A 22,932-nucleotide genomic window follows, 5' to 3' on the forward strand; every position below is an offset into this window, starting at 1 on the left:
GTATACGGGTAAAATCCCTCTTTTAAAATTATACCAATCAAAGTTGTAAAGTAGGTTATAAAAATGAGTTCTGAAATTGAATTATTAGCACCCGGTGGCGATGTTGATGCGATTAAAGCGGCAATAATTGCTGGTGCCGATGCGGTTTACTGTGGTCTAGATACATTCAATGCCCGAAATCGAGCGTCTAACCTATCCTTTGATGAATTAGTGGGTGTTATTCGATTAGCACACCAGTATCAATGTAAGATATTTCTCACATTGAATATCGTTATTTTAGAGCGCGAATTTAAATCATTAGCAAAACTGCTAAGTAAATTAGCCAATACCACGCTTGATGGGGTAATAGTGCAAGATATTGGCATGTTCAATTTAATCACCAAGCACTTTCCTACATTAGACATTCACGCATCAACACAACTTACCACGCATAATGTTGGTCAAATTCCATTCTTGAAAAAGTTAGGTGCTTCACGCGTTAACTTATCAAGAGAGTTGAGCTTAAAAGAAATTAAAGTGATAACAGCGGTAGCCGCAGAGCATGAAACCTTAGTAGAAGTTTTTGTGCATGGTTCACTCTGTGTTGCTTTTTCAGGTTTATGTTATTCAACTTCTGCCAGTGTTGGTAATTCAGGTAATCGAGGCCGTTGTAGCCAAGCTTGTCGTGAAGAATATGAAACAACGCCTTCGGGCAATAACTTTCCGCTGAATATTAAAGACAATTCGGCCTTTTTCGACTTACCAGCCCTTATTGAGGCAGGTGTTCATTCATTTAAAATTGAAGGTCGTATCAAAGGCGCAAACTATGTACATACCGTAGTAGATAGCTTTCGAAAACAAATTGATGGCTTCGTAAATACTGGTGAGCTAACCGAAGATGGCGAGCGTCTTTATCAAGTATTTAACCGTGACTTTTCTAATGCTTTCTTACGTGGTGACTTGAACCAGTCAATGTTTATTGATAACCCACGCGATAATTCAACTAAGCATGCAGTAGATAAAAGCAAAGCAATTTCTGTGGTTCAAATACATGAAGTTGAACAAGAGCTTCATCAACAAAACAAAGAAATTAAAGCCACTGTTTTTGATAAGATCAAACATTTAACCATTGAAAAACTATCACTGACATTAACCTTTTCAGGTGCACTGGATCAGCCTTTAACGATCACAGCAAATGTGATTGAAAAAGACGATAATATTGAATTTAAAGTGCAATCAACCAGCTTACTTACACAAAGTGATAAAGCGAGTATTGATTCAAGCGTTATCGATAAGCGTTTTAAAAGCTTTAACAACAGCAGCTATAATTTAACAGCAATCAATATTGATAATTTAGCACAAGGGTTAAGTATTCCGTTTAAAGAATTAACCGAATTGAAAAAGCAACTCGCGTTAACCTTAAATAACAACAAAGCAGTATTACCCGAAGTGACACTGCCACCACTTAAAAATTATCCTAAACCGACAAACGCTCAAGCAGAATATGTTAAGCCTAAGTTATCTTTACTGATTTGTGATGAAGAAGATATTAATTTAACTAACGTAACAAATGCTAACGTTTACTTTAAATTACCCGATGCTTATAAACGTGGTTGCACTAAATACGTTGATTTTTTCAAACAAAATCCAAAATTAATCCCATGGTTTCCATCGGTATTAATAGGTAAAGATTACGACGTTGCTTTAAATATTTTACAGCAAGTCAAACCTGAATTGATTGTAACAAATAACACAGGTATCGCTTATGAAGCACACCGGTTAGGCATTAAATGGATTGCAGGTCCATTTTTAAATACAACAAACTCTTATGCTTTATTAGCAATGAAAGAAACCTTTGATTGTCGCGGTGCGTTTATCTCAAACGAAATTAACAAGCAACAAATGAGAAGTATTGCCCGTCCTGAAAATTTTGAATTGTTCTACAGTATTTATCATCCTATTTTATTGATGACTAGCCGACAATGCTTCTTCCAACAAAGTGTCGGTTGTGAAAAACCAAGAATAGATAACGGTTGCATGCTCTCGTGTGATAAATCAACGAGCATAACCAACTTGAAAGGTGATAATTTTGCTATTGATAAACAAAAAGCAGGTTACCCAAGTATTTATAATCAGGATCAGTTTTTAAACATGGAGATCATTAACGATCTCTCTGATTTATATGATGGTTTTATGATTGACCTAACCAACATTGGCGCCGGCGATAAAGAGTCACCAGATAAAGTTGTATTGATCCGACAGTTTGAGCAACTACTAGCTAAAGCTGCGGATGAAAAAGAGGTTGAACATAATATTAATGCACTAGTACCACAGTCAACGAGTGTTCAATATTACAATGGCCTTTAGTTGAGTACAATTAGCTTATAATAGGAGGTTCCGTATTAAGTGACCTACGGAATGATGGAATCGACGACTACCGAATTAGCTTCTCGTCATTCTGAACTTGATTCAGAATCTCATTCGTTATATTCCGTAGTTCAAGGGATTCAGGATCTCACGCACTACTCAACCACACGTATGGGATTCCGTATTAAAATACCTACAGAATGACGGAGCTAGTGACCTAAGAAGTAGCATTTGAGAAGATCAATGTCATGAACGTATTTGGGGCATTAGCTTGAATGAGACTCAAAATCTTTCTTTTTTTGATTTTGAAGTAACATAATAAAAGAGCTAAACTCAATTGGCTTACTAAAAAAGTAACCTTGCACTGAGTTACATGAGTTTTGTTCAAGGAAGTCTAACTGTTCTTGAGTTTCAACACCTTCAGCAATAACTCCTAAATTTAAATTATGTGCCATAGCAATAACAGCTCTAACAATAGCTTTATCGTTATCATCACTAACAATATCTCTAACAAATGATCGATCAATTTTCAAAAAATCTAAAGGTAGTTTTTTTAAATACGCCAGCGAACTGTAGCCAGTTCCAAAATCATCAATAGAGACACTTACACCAATAGCTCTTACTTTATTCAGTAATTTTTCAGTAATAGCATAATCATCAATCATCACGCCTTCCGTGATTTCTAACTCTAATAAACATGGGTCTATTTTATTATTCTTAATACAAGCATGCAGATGAGGAAAAAGTTTTTCATCAAACACTTGAGCAGGTGACAGGTTCAGTGATATTTTAACTTTATGTCCCATTTTGTTAATTTTATCCACCATTTGACAAGCTGTATCAATTACCCACTTACCAATAGTGATAATTAAGCCGCTTTTTTCAGCAATAGCAATAAAAGAGTCAGGAAACAGCATTCCTTTCGTAGGATGATTCCAGCGAATTAACGCCTCTGCTTTTACAATTTTATTAAGTTCTAAATCTATAATAGGTTGTAAAAACAATTCAAATTCATCATTTTTGATAGCTTCTCTTAGCTCATGCTCAACTTCAATAATAAGGCGCGATGCATCTTTCATAGACTGAGAATAAAACTGTAATGAATTAGCTTTTGATCTTTTACCGTTATAAGCACTTAAATCAACAAACTTCATTAATTCTTCAACACTATGTGCATCATGGGGGAAGTTAGCAGCACCTATACTTAAATTAACATTAAAGCTCTCTAATTCACTTGTTTGAAATGGCTCTCTGGTACAGTCAAGAATTCTTTCAACTACACCTTCACAACAAGCTTGGTTATCGATATCAGTTAATATAATAGCAAATTCATCACCGCCTACCCTTGCGATGAAATCAGATGTTTTAATACTACTTTTAATACGACCACTGACTTCAATAAGTAACTTATCTCCTTCATCATGACCATAGAATTCGTTATGACGCCTAAAATCATTAACATCAACATACAATAAATAAAAAGGAATATTAGATATTATTTGTTTTTCCAATCTTTGCCAAAACGAAATTCGGTTAGGTAGCTGAGTTAACAAATCCTGTAAATCACTTTTTTCATTTCGTTGTACTAAATATTTAATATTACTTATGTCATTAGCAAAAATAATCCAGTTCTTTATTTCATTTAAATCATCTAAAACGGGATATAAAGCAACTTTTAACCATTTCAATGTCGATGGTGGCGACATCCAACATAGCTCGCCATCCCAACTAGATTTAGTAGCGATAATACGTTCATATTCTGGTAATTGATTTTTTAAAAGTTGTACAATAATATCTACAGGATTTGAAGACTCATGATTTGAAGAGCCACCTTGTTCAAATAAATGTAACGCAGCTGTATTAGCAATAATAGTCGTTAAATCACTTTTTGTAATAAGTACTGCAAAGCCGGCATTCTCAATTGCTTTCGTTAGCGCCGTAATAATATTTTCTTGTTCGTAAGGTTTATTAAAAATAGCGAGAATTCTTGTATGCAAATACTCATTTTGTTCTATTAAATGATCATTATAGAGAGAGAGTTCTCGAGCAGACTGCATTGTACTTTGGCGAAGTGTAAAGTCTTCAGTTTGATTGCTGATAATCAGTAAACTTTGATCGTCTTGTTTAATTGCAATCGCTTCTAAATGTAATTCTTTGTTGTTTGCAACAACTTCAGTCCAAAAGCCAGAGCGAACCCGATTATCTTCACTGCCATTCCATATTAGTTGCGCATCAATAAGAAAATCTTGTAAAAAAGGTGTGTTATCGTCAATACTAAAAACTTTTTGACTAGCAGAAAGAGGAAGTAATTCAGTTGCCCATAAGCAAGAGCCGCCAACAAGTTTAAAAAGATTAAGACTACCCTCAACAGGTTCAATAATCACTTGTTGCATTGCATTGAGTACATTATTTAGTATCGAAGTCATGCGATTAACTCTCTTGCAGCAATTTAGCCAACTCAAAAAACATGTTATCTACATTTGCACCGGTTTTAGCACTTGTATAGAAATGTAAATCAAACAAATCGTTATAATCTTCTAGCCCTTTATCTTCCCAATGCCAACTTGGTTGTAAATCACTTTTATTGATAGCCAGAATAGCAGGACATTTAGCAACTTTACGGGCGAGACTGTGAATCTCTAAACCTTCAATTAAAGAGGTTGTGCGTGTTTGATCAGCCACAATAATATAGGCTGAGGCGCCACGTAAATAACGTTCTTGAAAAGCATTATAGCGATCATTACCTTCAATATCCCAAAGCATAAATTGCAGAGAATTATTTTCTAGCGTGACAACCTTTTTATCAATTTTAACACCGATAGTGGTTAGGTATTTTTCATTAAAAATGCCTTCCACAAATTGCTTAACTAAACTTGTTTTTCCTACGCTAGACGCACCGAGTAAACAAATTTTCTTTTGAATCAAAAGCCGTCTCCAATTTCTGTATAGTGCTGTTAAAATGCCAGTTGATATACGGCATATCCCTTTTAACGTTTATTCTACATTTACATTTGTACTTGATTACATTTCATTGTTTGTTTTTTCATCATTACTTACATATAGCACGTTAAAGATAACTTTTCTTGCATTATTTTTTACTTTCATAATATCTATTTGCCCTAAACCTGTAACATACATTTGCGCTTTACTTAGCCCTAAAAGGTTTAAAGCATCACCCGTATTTTCTCCGCGTTGCCTACTTAATAACGTATTCTTAGCAATACTACCTGAATTATCACTACAGCCAATAATGACTAGACCAACGTTTAAATCAAGTTGATCGGCTAATTGATTTAGTTGATGAAAGTATTGATAAAGTTGCTGCAGAGTTAATTGCATACTAGGTGTTACATCAGCACTAGCAACAGGAAACTCAAGTTGAATCGTTGATATTCTACCAACTAAATCTTTAAATATTTGCGCTTTAATCGCCTTACTTGTAATAGCTTCATTAGCAAAAGGAGGCTTAATATCCTCTATTATTAAGTTTCTTTCTAACGTAAAACCAGCAGCCGTCAGTGCACTTAGTAGTTTTGCAGACTTTAATACCGCTAATGTCCCCGACAAGTGTAAAATTTTGCTATGCCACATCATGGTAATTTCAGGGTATTCAAGCAAAATTCTCTGTGCTCTAGTATTTAGAATTTCAAGGTCTAAAGAATGATAAAGTCGCTCAGTTAGTGATAATTGCTCAATAGTTAAATCATTTTTTTGTAACCAATCAGAAACAGAGATAGCATCAGGATCACGTAAAATATCAAGCACAACCTTATTATGATCTTGTACTTCAATATGATTAATAACAACACCTGACTCATGATCTAAAGTCATCAACTTATCGTTTAATACTTGATTTTCCCACCACTTTACTGTCTGAAAGCCAAGAATAATGATAAAAAATAAAACAGCTAACCAAGCAAACCAAGGTGTTTTGTTATTTTTAGGTTCAGTTGTTTTTTGCTCTGCTAATAAACAATCTCTCAGTAAATTTTCGGCAGTAACAAAGGCTTCATTATCGCCGTTAAACTGCATAAGCTCACTAGCATATAAACTGTGAATACTTTCTAATATTATTTGTAGTTTATCACTAACTTTTTGCGGTGGTTTACCTGTTACCGCAGCTACAACCAAGGCATTAGGCCCAGGCTTTATTAATAAGGTGAAATTATCGGTTGTCACCGTTTCTAGCTGTTCTTTTAATCCATCTTCATTATCTAAGAAAGAATCACCAACAAAGTCATTAATTGCCGTTAACATAGAAGAAATTAAATCAGCATCACTTTTCGCTGTGTTATTAAAATTAACCGAGTTAAGTAATAAACCTGTTTCTCGGTGGATCAAAAAAACATGTTCAACTCGATAGACAAATGTTTGTGAAGCAACATATTGGGAGAATTTAACCCCCGCTTGCCAAGCTTTAATACGCCAAGTTAACCCCTTAAATGTGAGACTACTATCAATTAACTGATTTGTTTTTTCCATAAAATCAGTTAGAAAAGCTGTCACGGATTTTCTAACTAAACTGCCCATTAAGGGATAAAGAGAATTAACTAATCTGTCACTATTATGTGCAACCGAATCTTCGACTGCATTTTCTACAATAGGCAATAAAACTTTATTAACTGAGCCATCTTTTTTTTGTCTATCATGTAGTGCTTCAGAAAGTACTTCACCCACAATAGTACGTGCTTCTTTTTGAATAGCGTCGGTTACCACATGACTGTTTTTACCCAGTATTAGCGCTCTTAATTGTTCAAGTTGCTGCTGAGATTCAACTTGTTTGGCTTCGGTCGACTTCGACATTACAGCTGGTCATCTTCCAAGTTTGTTGCCATTGTCGCTAGCAACTTAGCCAGTGTTTTCCGGTCTGCTTTAGATGAGCTTAATTCATTTGATACCGCATCAAGGTGATTTTTAAGCTGCTCTAGTTGCTCATTAAAACCATTAGACAGTAAGGCACTTTCGCTGTTCAGCGCCTGTTCAATATCTTTAAAGTCTTGCTGTGTGGCTACGGTAAACATTTCAAATTCTGATACAAGATTGGTATGTTCTTTTTGCATACTCTCTTCATTGTCATCATGGCGTTTATCTACAAAATTTATTTGTTTTTCTATATTGTCTAACTGCTGACTAATATCTCTTTGTATTTTTTCTAAACGAATTGTAAACTTTCTCTCCTGTTCGTTGATGGCATGTTCCATATCGCTTCGTAATGTCGTTAGTTGTGTAATTAACTGCTGTTGGGCATCACCAAAGACAATTTGTCTAAGTTGATCAAGTTCTCCAAGGGGGGTAATAGGCTCTTGTGCTGCTTTATCGTTTTTGTTTTTATTTGACATACGAATATTCCATTTAAGCAAAAATAGTGCGTTATATTTTTTGTATTCCAGTAAATTTAAATATACTTATCGAGATAGAGCTTTTTAAACTGATTTAAATTAATACTATAGCACCACAATGATTATTATCTATACAGTATCCTAACTTTATTTTTTAAACTTACTTAATAAAGCTAACATTAAAATTAGCGCAACTATTGAAAAGTTTACTACTATAGTTACGAGCGTCTTAATAGCTCTTTTAATAGCTCTACTTACCCATAATCAGTGTTTAAAATATAACAAATATATATAATTCAATTAGCTACATTAAAAAACATTGACTATAATGGCGTAGTAAAATAAATAAAACGAAGTTTCAAAATTAACTAAAGGATAATAAATGGCTAATACAACCAACAAAGAACTCAATTTTTCAAATGATGAACAATTAGTTTCTATCACCGACTTACAAGGAGATATTGTTTATGCAAATGAAGAGTTCTGTCGGGTAGCTGGCTATACTTTAGAAGAACTTAAAGGACAACATCACAATATTGTTCGCCACCCGAACATGCCAAAAGAAGCGTTTGCTGATATGTGGAAGAAGTTAAAAAATGGTGAATCTTGGCGTGGTATGATTAAAAATCGTTGTAAAAATGGCGATTATTATTGGGTAGATGCCTACGTAACCCCTTTATCAGAAGGAGGTAGAATTACCGGTTATCAATCAGTCAGGGTAAAACCCACGACTCAACAAAAAAATGATGCTCAAAATTTTTATGATAAATTAAATGCCCAAAAAACTGTGACAGATTTTCACGCAAACACAAAATTAAAACGTCTTATTATCGGACTTATTCTCGCCACTTCCCTTTTATTTTCTTTATTATATTTAGACTCATATATCACCGCAGTTATTATTTTGTTTAATATCATGGCCACAGCACTTATTTTTTCTGAAGAATTATTTACCTTTCCAAACTATGTAGAAGAAATTAAAAAACGTTCTGATAGTCCATCTCGCTTTATTTTTACCGGTAAGGGCTTAACCAATATAACGAAATATCAAACTACCTTATTGCAAGCGCGTATACGTACAGTTCTAGGTCGTAGTTATGACGCAGGAAAAATATTATCAGGTCAAGCGAATGCTTTAAAGGTAGCCTCAAACGAAATGCTGACAGGAACTGCCAATATTAATCAACAATTAGAGCAATTCTCTACTGCTATTGGTGAAATGAGTGGCACGATTAATAATGTTAGTGAAAATACGGTATCGACCCATGATAAAGTAACACAAGTTCAACAAGAATGTGACGATGCGACCAATTTAGTAACAAACAATCAGAAAAGAATGAAGAGCCTCGCTAATGATGTTCATTCTGCTGCAAACAGTGCTGAGAGTTTAGTGCTCGATGTTGATAAAATTTCAGGAATCATGAGTGAGATTCAAGGTATTGCTGATCAAACTAATTTACTAGCTCTTAATGCTGCAATTGAAGCAGCAAGAGCTGGAGAGCAAGGACGAGGCTTTGCTGTGGTTGCCGATGAAGTTAGAACATTAGCGAGTAGAACTCAAGATGCAACCGGAGATATACAACGTTCAGTGTTAGAATTACAAAAAACTTTACAAGAGTGGAGTAAAGTAATGCTAGTGAGTAAGGATAGTGCTGAAGCATGCTCTGCTAATACATTAATTATTAAACAAGCTATCGAAAATATCATGAACAGTATTGGTGATGTCAGTGATATGACCGCACAAATATCAACCGCTACAGAAGAACAAAGCGTAGTGTCTGAGCAGATGAATAAGCAAATTACAGATATAGATATTATTTCAAAAGAAAATGAAATGCTCTGTAATAAAGTAAGTTTAAGTGGAGAAAATGTTAACAAAAGTGCCAAAGAAATCGAAGAATTGAGTACTACATTCCACTAACCCTCTGATTCATCATTAGGCTTAAAAAGCAATTATCAGTATTATTACTCCGTAAATAGTTTATTCCGTAACAAGTGATTTATGGAGTAACCTATGGAGTAACTGAATTATAAAATATAACTCGACTATGGATTATTACTTTTGCCGATCACAAATCTAACAAAACACACTAAAATGAAAAAGCACCGTGATATAACCAACGACAGTGCTACCAATACCCCCAGTGATATAAAGGGTAACCTTAATGTTTAATAACGTATTAATGATTATTCTTATTATCTGCTTAACTAGCTGTAAAACCACACCAAACTTTGATTCTATTCGAAGCGCCGAAACATTAATTAAGCAAATAGAATCCGATAACCCAGATATTATAGCCATTGCGCAGCAAGCGGTTCACACTAATAAACTGATTCAAAAAGATGTCGGTGATATTAAAGCATTGCTCAATGAATTAAGCCAAAAAATTGCTGAGGTGTGGGGCGAAAAGAAACCGCAAGTACCTAATAATAAAAAACTGGTTAAATATACAAATAACTACAGAGCTCGTGCCATTGTTGACTTTGAAAAAGGCACTGTGTTGATCGAAACTTTAGCAGATAACTCTCAAACTAAAACACTTACTAATTTACAAAATGCCATTACTACTACTCTATTATCAACAGCAGATCCAAGTAAAACCGATATATTTTCCAGTGATGCTCCAACACTATCAGGCCAACCTTATTTATATCAGCAAGTACTTGATCATGATAATAAAGCGATTCAATACCAATGGCGTGCTAATCGATTCTCCAAGTATTTGACTGAATTCAAGTTACAAAAATACAGTAACAACGGAAAACAAATTTACGCAGTTAGAATTGATATGGTTGAAAAACATCAACATCTACGTGAACAAAAATACAGTACCTTTGTACTCGCTGCAGCTAAGCGTTATCAAATATCACCACAATTAATCTACGGCATAATTGAAACTGAAAGTAGTTTTAACCCGTTTGCAGTGAGTTCAGCTAATGCTTACGGCCTGATGCAAGTTGTGCCCAAAACCGCAGGTGCTGATGTATTTCAGCGTATTAAAAATAAAAGTGGTATGCCAACCAAGCAGCAACTATTCGATCCTGCTTATAACATTGATATTGGTACTGCCTATTTATATATTCTCAATAATAACTATTTAAATGCCGTAACTAATGCTACAAGTCGTCATTATTCAATTATTTCTGCCTACAATGGCGGTGCAGGAAATGTATTAAAAACCTTTCATAGTAACCGAACAACAGCGATGAAAGTTCTCAATACTAAAACATCTAAAGACGTTTATTATTTACTTACCCAAAAGCATCCAAAATCAGAATCTCGCCGTTACTTAGAGAAAGTAACTAAGGCTGAAAAAAGTTACTGATAGATAATAAGTAGAACGCCTCACGATAATAGTCAGTTCTGGGCTGTTGAATAAACCGAGATTCTGAATCAAGTTCAGAATGACGGAGGATATTCATAATAACAAAAAAATGCACATTATTTGCACATTGACCTATTATTATCTACAGCATATGAATCAATCGTAAATATTCCCCCTTTGGAGAATGTGTCAAATGAAACCATCGCTATTACACATAAAAAAAACGTTAAGCTGTAACAATAATGCAAATACCTTACTAAGTTTATTGCTAGCCTCTTCGCTTGCGGCTTGCGGTAGTGGTGCTAGCGATACAGACTCGACAACATCATTTTCAGCAGATGTAGCAGGTATTTACGTTGTAACGCTAATGGTCAATGATGATGAAGCAAATAGCGAAATTGACAGTGTTAATATTACAGTGTCTGAAGTCATTGATAGTTCAACTACAAGTATTTTATGTGATTATAGTTACCATGCCTATAATGATTCCGATTCAGTGCAATTAGATAGTATTGTCACCTGGAGTTGTACAGATGAGGATCGTGAAATAGCAGCAAACGGCGTTCCAGATCATGCAGTAGGTACATTCCCTAATAACAACACCCCAAAGAACAGCCTCCTCTAGAAATATCTGTTCTTGACAATATCCAGCTAAATAAAATTAAATAAACTATAAAGTGTCATTATGAAATATATAAAAAATAATCTTTTTTCAGTTCTAACCTTATTTTCTAGCATACTCGTGTCACACAACTCATCTGCACATGTCATTGTGGCACAACGTGGCACACTTAATATCCTTAATAACGGTGTGTTTATGGTACTTTCATTGCCTATAAGCGCCTTTGAGGGGGTCGATGACGATAATGATGGTAAGCTTTCTAAAATAGAATTTACTAAACACCGCAGCGTTATCACCAATGTAATTCACGAAAAAGTCGTATTAAAAGATAAAAACAGAAAACTCGTGTTAGAAGACATGATGCTTTCTCCCGTCACTTCTCATCAGTCGCCACAAGATCCTGTATCACAATTAGTTGTAATGGGGCGCTATAACTTGACTGACTTACTGAGCCCATTAGAGTACACAATAGAGTTATTTGGTACGACACCTGCTGAACAAGTATTAGACGTTGTCGCAACCCGTAAAAGTGATAATCAAAAAAGAAAAATAAAGCTAACACCTAAAAATTCGAGTGTTTCTATTTTTTAATAAAAGTAATTACAGAGTGTAATATCGTCTGTTAATAGATGAATTACGATTAACTTCTCTGTTGATATAATATCAATCTCACTAGCTATGTGATCATTTCTACTGGCTAAAATCACCATCCACATCGTTATTTATTTAATAATTATAACAACTAGTTCTTGAAACAAACGCCTTGTGTTTTACGGTTTTTTTTACGTATAAAATTGTTCACTTAATTAATGAAACGGGTATAGAGTATTCAAAACTATTCTACTGTGTTAACAAAAAAGGGTAATAACAGTGATGTTATTACCCTTTCTAATATTACAGGTCTGAGCCTAACTAAGCTAACGAGAAGCTTTCATTAAACTCAGCTCACTTTAATGATTTTCCGATACCATATTCACAGTATACTTAGGAATATCAACAACTAAATCTTCATCACCAACAATAGATTGACAGCTTAAACGAGACTCAGGCTCTAAACCCCATGCTTTATCTAGCATATCTTCTTCCAGTTCATCGCCCTCTTCGATAGAATCGAACCCTTCTCTAATAATCACGTGACACGTTGTACAAGCACAAACTTTTTCACAAGCATGTTCAATACCGATGTCATTTCTTAAGGCTACGTTTAATACACTTTCGCCTTTTTCAGCTTCAACGACGGCGCCATCAGGACATAACTCTTCGTTGGGTAAAAATATAATTTTTGGCATGTTATTTATCTCTTTTTATCTTTGTTTTGTCATAAGATACAAGTAAGTTGTTTCTTTATAATTTATCGACAGACTGACCACTTAGCGCTTTATTAATAGAACTATCCATACGTCGTTCAGCAAATACATCTGTCGCTTGATCTAATTTTTTAATCGCGGCTTCAATTGCATCGGCATCATCACCTTGACTGATTTCAGCTAACGAATTTATCACTTGCTCAATAGTAGACGTTTCTTCTGCATCAAGTAAATGATGGTCTAAGGCGATTGCCGCTTTAACCGATTCAATAACCCGCGCAGCCTCAACCTGTTGCTCTTTTAACATACGAGCATCAATATCCGCTTTAGCGTTGTTCATTGAATCTTTAAGCATTTGTGCAATTTTACTATCGTCTATGCCAAAAGAAGGTTTCACTTCAATGCTTGCTTCAACACCTGATGATTTTTCCATTGCACTAACTGATAATAACCCGTCAGCATCAACTTTAAATGTTACACGGATATGGGCGGCACCTGCTGTCATGGCAGGAATACCCCGTAATTCAAAACGGGCTAACGAACGACAATCATCAACAAGCTCTCGCTCACCTTGTAAAACATGCACAGCCATGGCTGTTTGGCCGTCTTTGAAGGTAGTAAACTCTTGCGCTTTTGCTACAGGAATAGTGGTATTACGATGAATAACCTTTTCAACCAAACCGCCCATCGTTTCTAAACCAAGCGATAACGGAATAACATCAAGTAATAATATATCACTGTCAGGTTTATTACCCGCAAGGATATCAGCCTGAATAGCAGCACCAATGGCAACAACTTTGTCTGGGTCAATCGACGTTAATGGTGTTTTATTAAAATATTTTTCTACTTCACTGCGTACTAAAGGCACACGTGTAGAACCACCAACCATTACAACTTCAAGCACTTCATCAACACTAATATTAGCGTCTTTTAAGCTTCGACGGCATGCTCTTAAGGTTTTTTTCACTAACGCTGAAATCAAGCCATCAAACGTTTCTTTTGAGATGTTAGTTGACCATACTTGTTCATTCTTTTCGTTTGATTCATCAGCACTCAGCGTTAAGGTAACCTCAACATTATCCAATGTAGTTAGTTGTTCTTTTGCATAACAAGCTTGTTTTATTAATTGACGCTCAAGTGTCGGAGACAATGGACGAGTTAAACCAGCCTGCTCAACTAAATAATCAGCAAGAACAACATCAAAATCATCACCACCTAATGCTGAATCACCTCCGGTAGAAAGTACTTCAAAAACCCCTTTATTCAAACGTAATACAGAAATATCAAAAGTACCACCGCCTAAATCATAAATAGCAATAACACCTTCTTGTCCTGAATCAAGACCATAAGCAACAGCTGCTGCCGTTGGCTCATTAAGAAGACGTAATACATTAACACCCGCTAATTTTGCTGCATCTTTAGTACTTTGGCGTTGTGCATCATCAAAATGGGCAGGTACAGTAACAACGACGCCGGTAAGCTCTCCACCGAGTGCTTGTTCAGCACGTTGACTTAAACTTTTTAGAATTTCAGCCGACACTTGTACAGGATTAATATTACCTTTACGTGTAACAATTTCTGGCTTATTTTCGTCACCCGTAAATTGATATGGTAAAGAAGGATACTTACTTTGAATATCAGCTAAAGAGCGACCAATTAAACGTTTAGCCGATACTATAGTATTTTGAGGATCACTCACGCTTAATGATTTTGCTCCTTCACCTACCAAGATATCATTGGGTTGATAACTCACAATAGAAGGTAATATATCACGCCCATCTTGGTCAACTAACGTGCTCGCTTCACCACTTTGCACACTCGCAATAAGTGAATTTGTGGTACCTAAATCGATACCTGCAGCTAATCTATGTTCATGAGGTACTGTGCTAAGTCCGGGTTCTGCTATTTGTAATAAAGCCATGTTTTAATTATGTTCAGTTATTTGAGTTAAAAAGTAAAAGACGCTGTTTGCTAATCGTCAAACAAACTATCTTCAAGACGATCTACTTCAATATTGAGTTTTTGATAAAATTTCAATTTACGTAAGTTATCGCATGCTAACATATTAGCTGCATCAGTGTTTTCGCAAATTTGTGCTTGTAACAAGCTAAAATGTTGCTGATATTCTTGAGCAAGCTCTTGTTGGGCAGCAGCTAAAGCCGCATCAACATCTTCAGCATGAGTAACCTCTTCCAACATCTCTCTAAGTTCCATTTGCCTCATTAAAAAGCGAGTATCACCAAAAGTATGTTGCTCGTTCGGTAATTCTACACCTCGTAAAGTAAGAATATATTCCGCACGTGCTAAAGGTTGTTTGATTGTTTGATAGGCATCGTTAAGCTCTGCCGACTTTTGTACTGCAATGAGCTGTTCTTGGCTAGAAGCATGGGCAAACTTGTCAGGATGAACCGACTTTTGCAGTGTTTGATAGGTTTGAGACAGTTGATTTAAATCGACATCGAAACTAACTTCAATCCCGAATAATTGGAAGTAATTCACTTGGTTACCTAAAGAATTTAAACTCGATTAAGTTTTTTGAATGATAGTTAAAGTTAACGTTATTTAGTGCTAATACAATAAAAGCTAAAACAAGAGCACGAAAATAGACCTTAATCATTATTTCGTACATCCTGTTTTGTGCTCTATACTTGTATTTTGTACTTCAGTTCAATTATTACTTTTTATGCTTGCATTCCGACTCAGTATTTTTTAGCAATTGACTCTTCAGATAATAATATATTATTCAACGAATTTATAAATACTAATAACACAATACTAGAGCCAAACAGAAGCAAACAATAAAGTACTTAGCCGTTATACGTTAAAGCTTTCACCACAGCCACATTCGCCCTTAGCGTTTGGGTTGGTAAACTTAAAGCCCTCATTTAGGCCTTCTTTAACAAAATCTAACTCGATACCATCAAGATAAACTAAGCTTTTAGTGTCAATGATTATGTTAACGTTTTCAATATTAAACATATGATCATCTTCATTTAAATCATCAACAAACTCAAGTACATAAGCCAAGCCTGAGCAACCTGTCGTTTTAATACCTAAACGCAAACCAAGACCTTTGCCTCGATTCGTCATAAAAGATTGAACTCGCTCTGTTGCCGCTGGCGTCATGGTAACTGACATACTACTTTTCCTGTTTTGATTCTTGTACTGAACTTATCTTATTAACTTAAACTCGGTTTATTAACCGTTTTTACTTTTATAATCTTCAATTGCCGCTTTAATAGCGTCTTCAGCTAAAATTGAGCAATGAATTTTTACCGGTGGTAAAGCTAATTCTTCAGCAATGGCAGTATTTTTAATCTGACCGGCTTCTTCAATTGATTTACCCTTCACCCATTCTGTTACCAATGAGCTTGAAGCAATTGCAGAACCACAACCATAAGTTTTAAATTTAGCATCTTCAATAACGCCATCAGCTGAAATTTTAAGTTGTAACTTCATTACATCACCACACGCAGGTGCACCAACCATACCTGTTGCTACAGATGGATCACTCTTATCCATAGAACCAACGTTACGTGGATTTTCATAATGATCGATTACTTTTTCGCTATAAGCCATAATATTTTCTCCTAACAGTTATCACTTTCTTTTTAATCCTTACCAACCTAATTGCCAGTAAGGAATAGATTAAAATTAGTGAGCTGCCCATTCAATTGAGTCTAAATCAATACCGTCTTTGAACATTTCCCAAAGCGGTGACATATCACGTAAGTGACCAATAGATTTCTGTATTAAGTCGATTGCATAATCAACTTCTTCACTTGTAGTAAAACGACCAAAGCTAAAACGAATTGAGCTATGTGCCATTTCATCATTTAAACCAAGCGCTCTTAACACGTAAGAAGGCTCTAAACTTGCAGAAGTACAGGCACTGCCTGATGATACAGCTAAGTCTTTTAACGCCATAATTAATGATTCACCTTCAACAAAGTTGAAGCTTACATTTAAATTACCAGGATAACGTTTGTCAAAGTCGCCGTTAACAAACACTTGTTCCATTTGGTTTAAACCAGCCCATAAACGATCGCGCATAGCAGTTGCATGTGCAAGATCTTGTGCCATTTCTTCTTTTGCTATACGGCAAGCTTCACCCATACCAACAATTTGGTGAGTCGCTAATGTACCAGAACGCATACCACGTTCATGTCCACCACCGTGCATTTGTGCTTCAAGACGAATACGAGGTTTACGACGTACATATAATGCGCCAATACCTTTAGGACCATACATTTTGTGAGCTGAAATTGATAACAAATCTACTTTTAGATGCTGTAAATCAATATTAATTTTACCAGCACTTTGTGCAGCATCAACATGGAAAATAATTTTACGTGCACGACACATTTCGCCGATTTCGCCAATATCTTGAATAACACCAATTTCATTATTTACATGCATAATACTAACTAAAACAGTATCTTCGCGCATAGCTGCTTCAAGTTTTTTCAAATCAATCAAGCCATTATCTTCAGGATCAAGATACGTAACTTCAAAGCCTTGACGTTCTAATTCACGACATGGATCTAATACAGCTTTATGTTCTGTTTTACACGTAATAACATGCTTACCTTTTTTACTATAAAAGTTAGCAGCACCTTTAATAGCAAGGTTGTCTGACTCTGTAGCACCTGAAGTAAAAACAATTTCACGTGGGTCAGCATTAATTAATTCAGCAATTTGGTTACGCGCAACATCAACTGCTTCTTCGGCTTGCCAGCCAAACTTATGTGAACGGGATGCAGGGTTTCCGAAATGACCATCAGTAGTCATATACTGCATCATTTTTTCAGCAACACGTTTGTCAACAGGGGTCGTTGCTGAGTAATCAAAATAAATAGGAAGCTTCATTGGCTCTCTCTCTCCACTTGTACGAATATTTAACTTAGCGCTTTATCAACTAACTATTGCTCTAAATACAGCACTAAATTAATGTAAAAGTTAATACGTTATAAATTAATAGGAATAATGGTTTCTAACGATGACTCTTTTTTACCAGATATATGCATATCACTTTGGCGTTGTGACACAGTTTTCACATCATTTTTAGTAATAAGTTCAGCCAATGATATGTTTTGTAAAAACTCTTCAATACGCTGACTCAAACCTTGCCATAGAGAATGCGTTAAACATTGCTCTCCTCCTTGACAGTTACCCTTGCCCTGGCACTTTGTCGCATCAACGCTTTCATTAACAGCGCTAATAACATCAGCAATAGCAATTTGTGCTGAACATCGACCTAAGCGATAACCACCACCAGGGCCTCGGATGCTAATCACTAAACCGCTTTTACGTAATTTAGAAAACAATTGCTCTAAATACGATAAAGAAATGCCTTGTCGCTCTGAAATATCAGCTAATGATACCGGGCCACTTACTGCATGAATTGTAACATCAAGCATTGCAGTTACGGCATAACGACCTTTAGAAGTTAATTTCATAATGTGCCCATTTAATCCACGTTAGTGACATATTTGATGACATATATAATCAGCTATTTTAATAGTACATAACATTGCGATAACGCACTGAATGCGATAATTGAGCGCAATTTTACATAACCCTACAAAATAGTCAAACATATACCCGAGTAATCTAGTCAAGTATTTTACACTAAGATCATTAAATGGAAAAGTAATACTTGACTATTTTAATCAACTATTACTTTTATAGTAAGAAAATCAAAAACAAAAAAGACGGTAATTGAAACAAAATCAACAGCTTATATTTAAATTATATTTATTAAAGCTACATTTCTGTTTAAATTTCAGGATCAAAGCTTTCTACTTTGCTTTCTCGGCGTTTAGCCGCAGCTTTTTTATCTTCCACAAATTCGCCAACACGTAACTCAGGTAAATCGTTCGGGCAAATATTACCACCTAACTGATTCACTTCTTTACAAACTTTTGAAACACGGTCGTCCATTAAATGCATATGATCTAACAAGCGCCCTATTGCCTTAGCCACAGGATCAGGACTATCCGCAGAAACGGCATAAGCATCGAAGCCGAATTTTTTCGCCGCTTTATCGCGCGACTCTTTATCTAAACTGGCACCAAGTTTTTCACCCAACTCTTTATCAAGTAACGAGTTAGTACGGCCATTAACAATACGTGCAGGAATACCAACGGCAGTCGCATTTGCAGGTAAATCTTTAACAACAACAGAATTGGAGCCGACTTTACCGCCCTTACCAATAGTAATAGGACCAAGCACCTGAGCACCAGCACCAATAACTACGTTGTCTTCTAGCGTAGGGTGACGTTTTCCAGCGTTCCAACTAGTACCACCTAAGGTTACGCCATGGTACAAGGTAACATCGTCACCAATTTCAGAGGTTTCACCAATAACAACGCCCATACCGTGATCAATAAAAAAGCGACGACCGAGTTTTGCACCTGGGTGAATTTCAACACCCGTTAACCATCGAGAAAATGTAGATAGTACACGTGCCAATAACTTCCAATTAGCCTTCCATAGTTTATGACTTAATCGGTGAATCCAAATAGCATGTAAGCCGGGGTAATTAAGTAATACTTCAAGGCTGGTACGGGCGGCAGGATCTCTGTCGAAAACACTATTAATGTCTTCTTTAATACGGCTAAACATATTGGTTCCTTTCTTTCATTCACTGACTAAACTTACTGACTGGCTACTAACCATAATTTAATAGTTACTGAGCGCTTGCACAGAGTCTTTCTCTTATTAAAATTACAGAACAGTATTAATTTTTTTCACTTTTATGATCGGATGCTTTGTCTATTGAAGTCTTAGCAGAAGCTCTTTCAACTGAAGCAAGAATACCACGCATCATTTTTATTTCTTTTACGTCTGGGCGAGCACGGTTAAACAATCGTCTTAACTTAGTCATCACTAGACCAGGGTGACTTTCAACAATAAAACCAGTACCTAACAATGCATTCTCAAAATGCTGATAAAAGCGCTCAGTTTCTTCCGTTACTGGATACACTTCATTGTCTTCACTTTTCGCATTAATTATTTTTTTACCGATATAATTACCATTACCAGTACTACGCTCTTGATGTTCATTATCAATAGACAACAAATAACTAGTACGAACCTCATAGCTTAGGGTTTGCACTGCCATAGCTAAATTTAATGAACTGTAATCAGGGTTAGCTGGGATTTGCACATGAAAATGACACAGCTGTAGTTCGTCATTAGTCAATCCACTGCTTTCTCTACCAAAAACTAAGGCAACCGGATATTCATGTGCTTCAGCAATTAGTTTTTCACCACAACCTCGTGGCTCTAACATAGGCCAAGGTAAGGTACGTGAACGAGCACTGGTGCCAACAACCAAGCCACAATCTTCAATTGCTTCACTTAAAGTACTAACAACTTTGGCATTTGCTAACACATCAGTGGCACCAGCAGCTAACGCTTGCGCTTGACCATTAGGCATTTCTATTGGATCAACCAAAATTAACTGGCTTAACCCCATTGTTTTCATCGCTCTTGCAGCGCTACCAATATTACGGCAATCGGACGTATTTACTAAGACAATACGCACTTGATCTAATAAACTATTACTTTTTGAATCTGACATGTTACTTTATGCTCTTACTTTGTTTCATTGTTGGCTGGCTTTACACTACATTAAAGAAATATATAAAGTAATTGCCTCCCAGTTTTTATGCCTGTGATTCTAACATAGAAGAATACTGCTGTGACTAATAAAAAACACGTAAAATCAACAAATCAAATTCGCTTAACATAGTTTATTTTCCTATATAGCTGCTCACACAAAGTCATAGCAAACATAAACAGCTTATAAATTAAACTATTTATTTCAAGTTCCCCCCTCGCTAAAAAGATTAGAACTTGCTATACTGCGCGCGCTTGAAATTATAAGGGGACTTATCCCTGATAGATAAAAATATATTTTCTCTATCTTTCAAAGCGACTCGTTCTTTTAAAAGCCATTTACAAATAGGTACATTATTATGCATCCCATGCTAAATATTGCCGTGCGCGCTGCGCGCAATGCAGGAAAAGTTATTATTCGCTCATTTGAGCAACTTGATAAAGTAGAAATTGAATCAAAAGGTTCTAACGACTTTGTGACCAGTGCTGATCTTGCAGCAGAAGAAGCAATCATTGAAACTATTCGTAAATCATACCCTGCTCACACTATTATAGGTGAAGAGTCAGGCGTATTAACTGGCTCAGACGATGACTATCAATGGATTATTGATCCATTAGATGGCACAACAAACTTTATTAAAGGCATTCCACATTTTTCAGTATCAATTGCACTGAAAGTAAAAGGAAAACTTGATCAAGCCGTAGTATTTGACCCTATTCGTGGTGAAGTATTTTCTGCAAGCCGTGGTAAAGGCGCACAATTAAACGGTATGCGTATTCGTGTAAAAGCTCATAAAGAATTATCAGGCACAATTATAGCGACGGGTTTCCCACATAAACAAAAGCAGCATACAACGGCCTATATGGCAATGTTTACTACTTTATTTAAAAAATCATCCGATCTTCGCCGTGCAGGCTCTGCAGCATTAGACTTAGCCTATGTTGCCGCGGGTCGAGTTGATGGTTATTTCGAAATAGGTTTAAAACCTTGGGATACTGCTGCGGGTGAATTACTTGTTATCGAAGCCGGTGGTTTAGTAACAGATTTCGTTGGTGGTCATAACCATGCTTCATCTGGAAATATTGTGGCAAGTAGTACAAGACTACAAAAAGAAATTTTACAAAATATTCGTCCGCATTTAGGCGAAGCGTTAAGTAAGTAGTTAGTTGCATAACTAAGTCACTATTTAACTAAGTAAGTGGCTAGCACAGCTAACAATACCAACAACGTATAAGTTATATTTTTAAAAAGCGCCTATTGGCGCTTTTTTTGCTTTAATAAAAGATGAAACATAAATACAATTAAAAAATTATCTTCTGTTAGCGTCTTAATTAGAAGTAAAAACTAGTAACTAATACTGAAACAGTTACTAATATTAACCCCACTATTAAAAGCAGCCAGATCCATAATGAAATCTTTTCCGCAGTATATACCACCAGCACACAAACAACTTTTCACCCATGGCGAAGTTGCTTTAGTTGGCGCAGGCCCTGGTGATCCTGATCTATTAACCTTACAAGCTTTTCGATTCATTCAACAAGCAGAAGTTGTCATTTATGATCGTTTGGTAAGTGAAGAGATAATGGCGCTATTGCCCGCTAGCTGCGAGAGAATCTACGTAGGTAAAAAACAGGCTGACCATCGTGTTCCACAAGACACTATTAATCAAATTCTAGTAGACAATGCCAAGTTAAATAAGAAAGTATTACGACTAAAAGGTGGTGATCCCTTTGTGTTTGGACGTGGCGGTGAGGAAGCGAAATTTATAGTAGATAGAGGTATTGCTTGTCATATCGTTCCTGGAATGACAGCCGCATCCGCCTGTACCAGCTATGCAGGTATTCCATTAACACATCGAAAAGTTGCTCGAAGCTGCACCTTTATTACCGGTAATGTGCAAGATAATGGTGCACTTGACCTGCCTTGGAAGACATTAAATGATCCTGAGCAAACCGTTGTGTTTTATATGGGGATAAAAAGTTTACCTATTATAACCCAACAGCTAATTGAGGCTGGCCGTAGTGAAAATACACCAGCAGCATTAATCAGAAAAGGCACACATCAAAATCAACAAGTAATTAAAGGTAACTTAGCAACGTTAGAAGAGCTTGTAATATTACATAACATCAAGCCACCTAGCCTAATTGTTATTGGTGATGTGGTTGATACCTTTGCTGAGCTAGAGTTGAAAAACTTAGGCTATTTAACACCCGCGTAAGTACATTAACAATATAAACGAAGAGCGATAACAAGAGATACCTTAGCCGCTATTATTTAGCTAAACTTGAATGTGACTAATAAAACTTAAGTACGATTAAATTGTTCCTACAACCTATTCGATATAGGCATTTTTAAGCGTACTTAA

21 protein-coding genes are annotated in these 22,932 nt (G+C 35.9%); 8 read left to right on the forward strand and 13 right to left on the reverse strand.

Annotation, left to right across the window (positions count from 1 at the left end; all coding sequences use genetic code 11):
• Window positions 1-63: 63 nt before the first annotated feature.
• A complete protein-coding gene (locus Q4503_RS09845; RefSeq protein ID WP_303602156.1) occupies window positions 64-2,346 on the forward strand; it encodes a peptidase U32 family protein in 2,283 nt (760 codons plus the stop codon).
• 39 nt (window positions 2,347-2,385) lie between these two features.
• Window positions 2,386-2,550 (forward strand): hypothetical protein, encoded by a 165-nt coding sequence (locus Q4503_RS09850; RefSeq protein ID WP_303602157.1) that lies wholly within the window; start codon window positions 2,386-2,388, stop codon window positions 2,548-2,550.
• A 62-nt stretch (window positions 2,551-2,612) separates the two neighbouring features.
• Here Q4503_RS09850 and Q4503_RS09855 read toward each other — a convergent pair whose 3' ends face one another.
• The 4 genes from Q4503_RS09855 to Q4503_RS09870 all read right to left on the reverse strand — a co-directional run bounded on the left by Q4503_RS09855 (window position 2,613) and on the right by Q4503_RS09870 (window position 7,685).
• Complete coding sequence (locus Q4503_RS09855; protein WP_303602158.1) at window positions 2,613-4,772, reverse strand: EAL domain-containing protein; 2,160 nt, start codon at window positions 4,770-4,772, stop codon at window positions 2,613-2,615.
• Between the two features lie 4 nt (window positions 4,773-4,776).
• Window positions 4,777-5,271: a Rab family GTPase gene (locus Q4503_RS09860; protein ID WP_303602159.1), complete on the reverse strand. Its 495-nt coding sequence runs from the start codon at window positions 5,269-5,271 to the stop codon at window positions 4,777-4,779.
• 96 nt (window positions 5,272-5,367) lie between these two features.
• Complete coding sequence (locus Q4503_RS09865) at window positions 5,368-7,149, reverse strand: hypothetical protein (RefSeq protein WP_303602160.1); 1,782 nt, start codon at window positions 7,147-7,149, stop codon at window positions 5,368-5,370.
• Window positions 7,149-7,685 (reverse strand): hypothetical protein, encoded by a 537-nt coding sequence (locus tag Q4503_RS09870; RefSeq protein ID WP_303602161.1) that lies wholly within the window; start codon window positions 7,683-7,685, stop codon window positions 7,149-7,151. The genes Q4503_RS09865 and Q4503_RS09870 overlap by 1 nt, the downstream gene beginning before the upstream one ends.
• A 382-nt stretch (window positions 7,686-8,067) precedes the next feature.
• Here Q4503_RS09870 and Q4503_RS09875 point away from each other — a divergent pair, with 382 nt between their 5' ends.
• The 4 genes from Q4503_RS09875 to Q4503_RS09890 all read left to right on the forward strand — a co-directional run bounded on the left by Q4503_RS09875 (window position 8,068) and on the right by Q4503_RS09890 (window position 12,224).
• Complete coding sequence (locus Q4503_RS09875; RefSeq protein WP_215974416.1) at window positions 8,068-9,606, forward strand: PAS domain-containing methyl-accepting chemotaxis protein; 1,539 nt, start codon at window positions 8,068-8,070, stop codon at window positions 9,604-9,606.
• Between the two features lie 244 nt (window positions 9,607-9,850).
• Window positions 9,851-11,011, forward strand: coding sequence for a murein transglycosylase domain-containing protein (locus tag Q4503_RS09880; protein WP_303602162.1), 1,161 nt, complete (start codon window positions 9,851-9,853; stop codon window positions 11,009-11,011).
• A 193-nt stretch (window positions 11,012-11,204) separates the two neighbouring features.
• A complete protein-coding gene (locus Q4503_RS09885) occupies window positions 11,205-11,636 on the forward strand; it encodes a hypothetical protein (protein WP_303602163.1) in 432 nt (143 codons plus the stop codon).
• Window positions 11,637-11,696: 60 nt separating this feature from the next.
• Window positions 11,697-12,224, forward strand: a complete 528-nt coding sequence (locus Q4503_RS09890; protein ID WP_215974419.1) for a hypothetical protein — start codon at window positions 11,697-11,699, stop codon at window positions 12,222-12,224.
• A gap of 359 nt (window positions 12,225-12,583) precedes the next feature.
• Here Q4503_RS09890 and fdx read toward each other — a convergent pair whose 3' ends face one another.
• The 9 genes from fdx to trmJ all read right to left on the reverse strand — a co-directional run bounded on the left by fdx (window position 12,584) and on the right by trmJ (window position 20,528).
• The gene (gene fdx / locus Q4503_RS09895) at window positions 12,584-12,922 is read right to left on the reverse strand and encodes an ISC system 2Fe-2S type ferredoxin (protein ID WP_159818885.1); all 339 of its coding nucleotides are present in this window, start codon (window positions 12,920-12,922) and stop codon (window positions 12,584-12,586) included.
• Window positions 12,923-12,977: 55 nt separating this feature from the next.
• Window positions 12,978-14,861: a Fe-S protein assembly chaperone HscA gene (gene hscA / locus Q4503_RS09900; RefSeq protein WP_215974420.1), complete on the reverse strand. Its 1,884-nt coding sequence runs from the start codon at window positions 14,859-14,861 to the stop codon at window positions 12,978-12,980.
• 50 nt (window positions 14,862-14,911) lie between these two features.
• Window positions 14,912-15,439: a co-chaperone HscB gene (gene hscB, locus Q4503_RS09905; RefSeq protein WP_215974421.1), complete on the reverse strand. Its 528-nt coding sequence runs from the start codon at window positions 15,437-15,439 to the stop codon at window positions 14,912-14,914.
• Between the two features lie 315 nt (window positions 15,440-15,754).
• Window positions 15,755-16,078 carry an iron-sulfur cluster assembly protein IscA gene (iscA, locus tag Q4503_RS09910; RefSeq protein WP_159818879.1) on the reverse strand — a complete coding sequence of 108 codons (324 nt, stop codon included), beginning with the start codon at window positions 16,076-16,078 and terminating at the stop codon, window positions 15,755-15,757.
• A 60-nt stretch (window positions 16,079-16,138) separates the two neighbouring features.
• Window positions 16,139-16,519, reverse strand: coding sequence for a Fe-S cluster assembly scaffold IscU (gene iscU, locus Q4503_RS09915; RefSeq protein WP_215974422.1), 381 nt, complete (start codon window positions 16,517-16,519; stop codon window positions 16,139-16,141).
• Between the two features lie 75 nt (window positions 16,520-16,594).
• Window positions 16,595-17,809, reverse strand: a complete 1,215-nt coding sequence (locus Q4503_RS09920; protein WP_215974423.1) for an IscS subfamily cysteine desulfurase — start codon at window positions 17,807-17,809, stop codon at window positions 16,595-16,597.
• Window positions 17,810-17,907: 98 nt separating this feature from the next.
• A complete protein-coding gene (gene iscR / locus Q4503_RS09925; RefSeq protein ID WP_215974424.1) occupies window positions 17,908-18,399 on the reverse strand; it encodes a Fe-S cluster assembly transcriptional regulator IscR in 492 nt (163 codons plus the stop codon).
• A gap of 319 nt (window positions 18,400-18,718) precedes the next feature.
• Window positions 18,719-19,567, reverse strand: coding sequence for a serine O-acetyltransferase (gene cysE, locus Q4503_RS09930; RefSeq protein WP_215974425.1), 849 nt, complete (start codon window positions 19,565-19,567; stop codon window positions 18,719-18,721).
• A 115-nt stretch (window positions 19,568-19,682) separates the two neighbouring features.
• Window positions 19,683-20,528, reverse strand: a complete 846-nt coding sequence (gene trmJ / locus Q4503_RS09935; protein ID WP_215974426.1) for a tRNA (cytosine(32)/uridine(32)-2'-O)-methyltransferase TrmJ — start codon at window positions 20,526-20,528, stop codon at window positions 19,683-19,685.
• A 397-nt stretch (window positions 20,529-20,925) separates the two neighbouring features.
• On the opposite strand from trmJ, the gene suhB reads away from it, so the two are divergent.
• Complete coding sequence (gene suhB, locus Q4503_RS09940; protein ID WP_215974427.1) at window positions 20,926-21,729, forward strand: inositol-1-monophosphatase; 804 nt, start codon at window positions 20,926-20,928, stop codon at window positions 21,727-21,729.
• Window positions 21,730-21,975: 246 nt separating this feature from the next.
• Window positions 21,976-22,785, forward strand: a complete 810-nt coding sequence (gene cobA / locus Q4503_RS09945; RefSeq protein ID WP_215974428.1) for a uroporphyrinogen-III C-methyltransferase — start codon at window positions 21,976-21,978, stop codon at window positions 22,783-22,785.
• The last annotated feature ends 147 nt before the right edge of the window (window positions 22,786-22,932 follow it).

It is taken from the genome of Colwellia sp. 6_MG-2023, from assembly GCF_030547765.1.
GTDB lineage: Bacteria > Pseudomonadota > Gammaproteobacteria > Enterobacterales > Alteromonadaceae > Colwellia.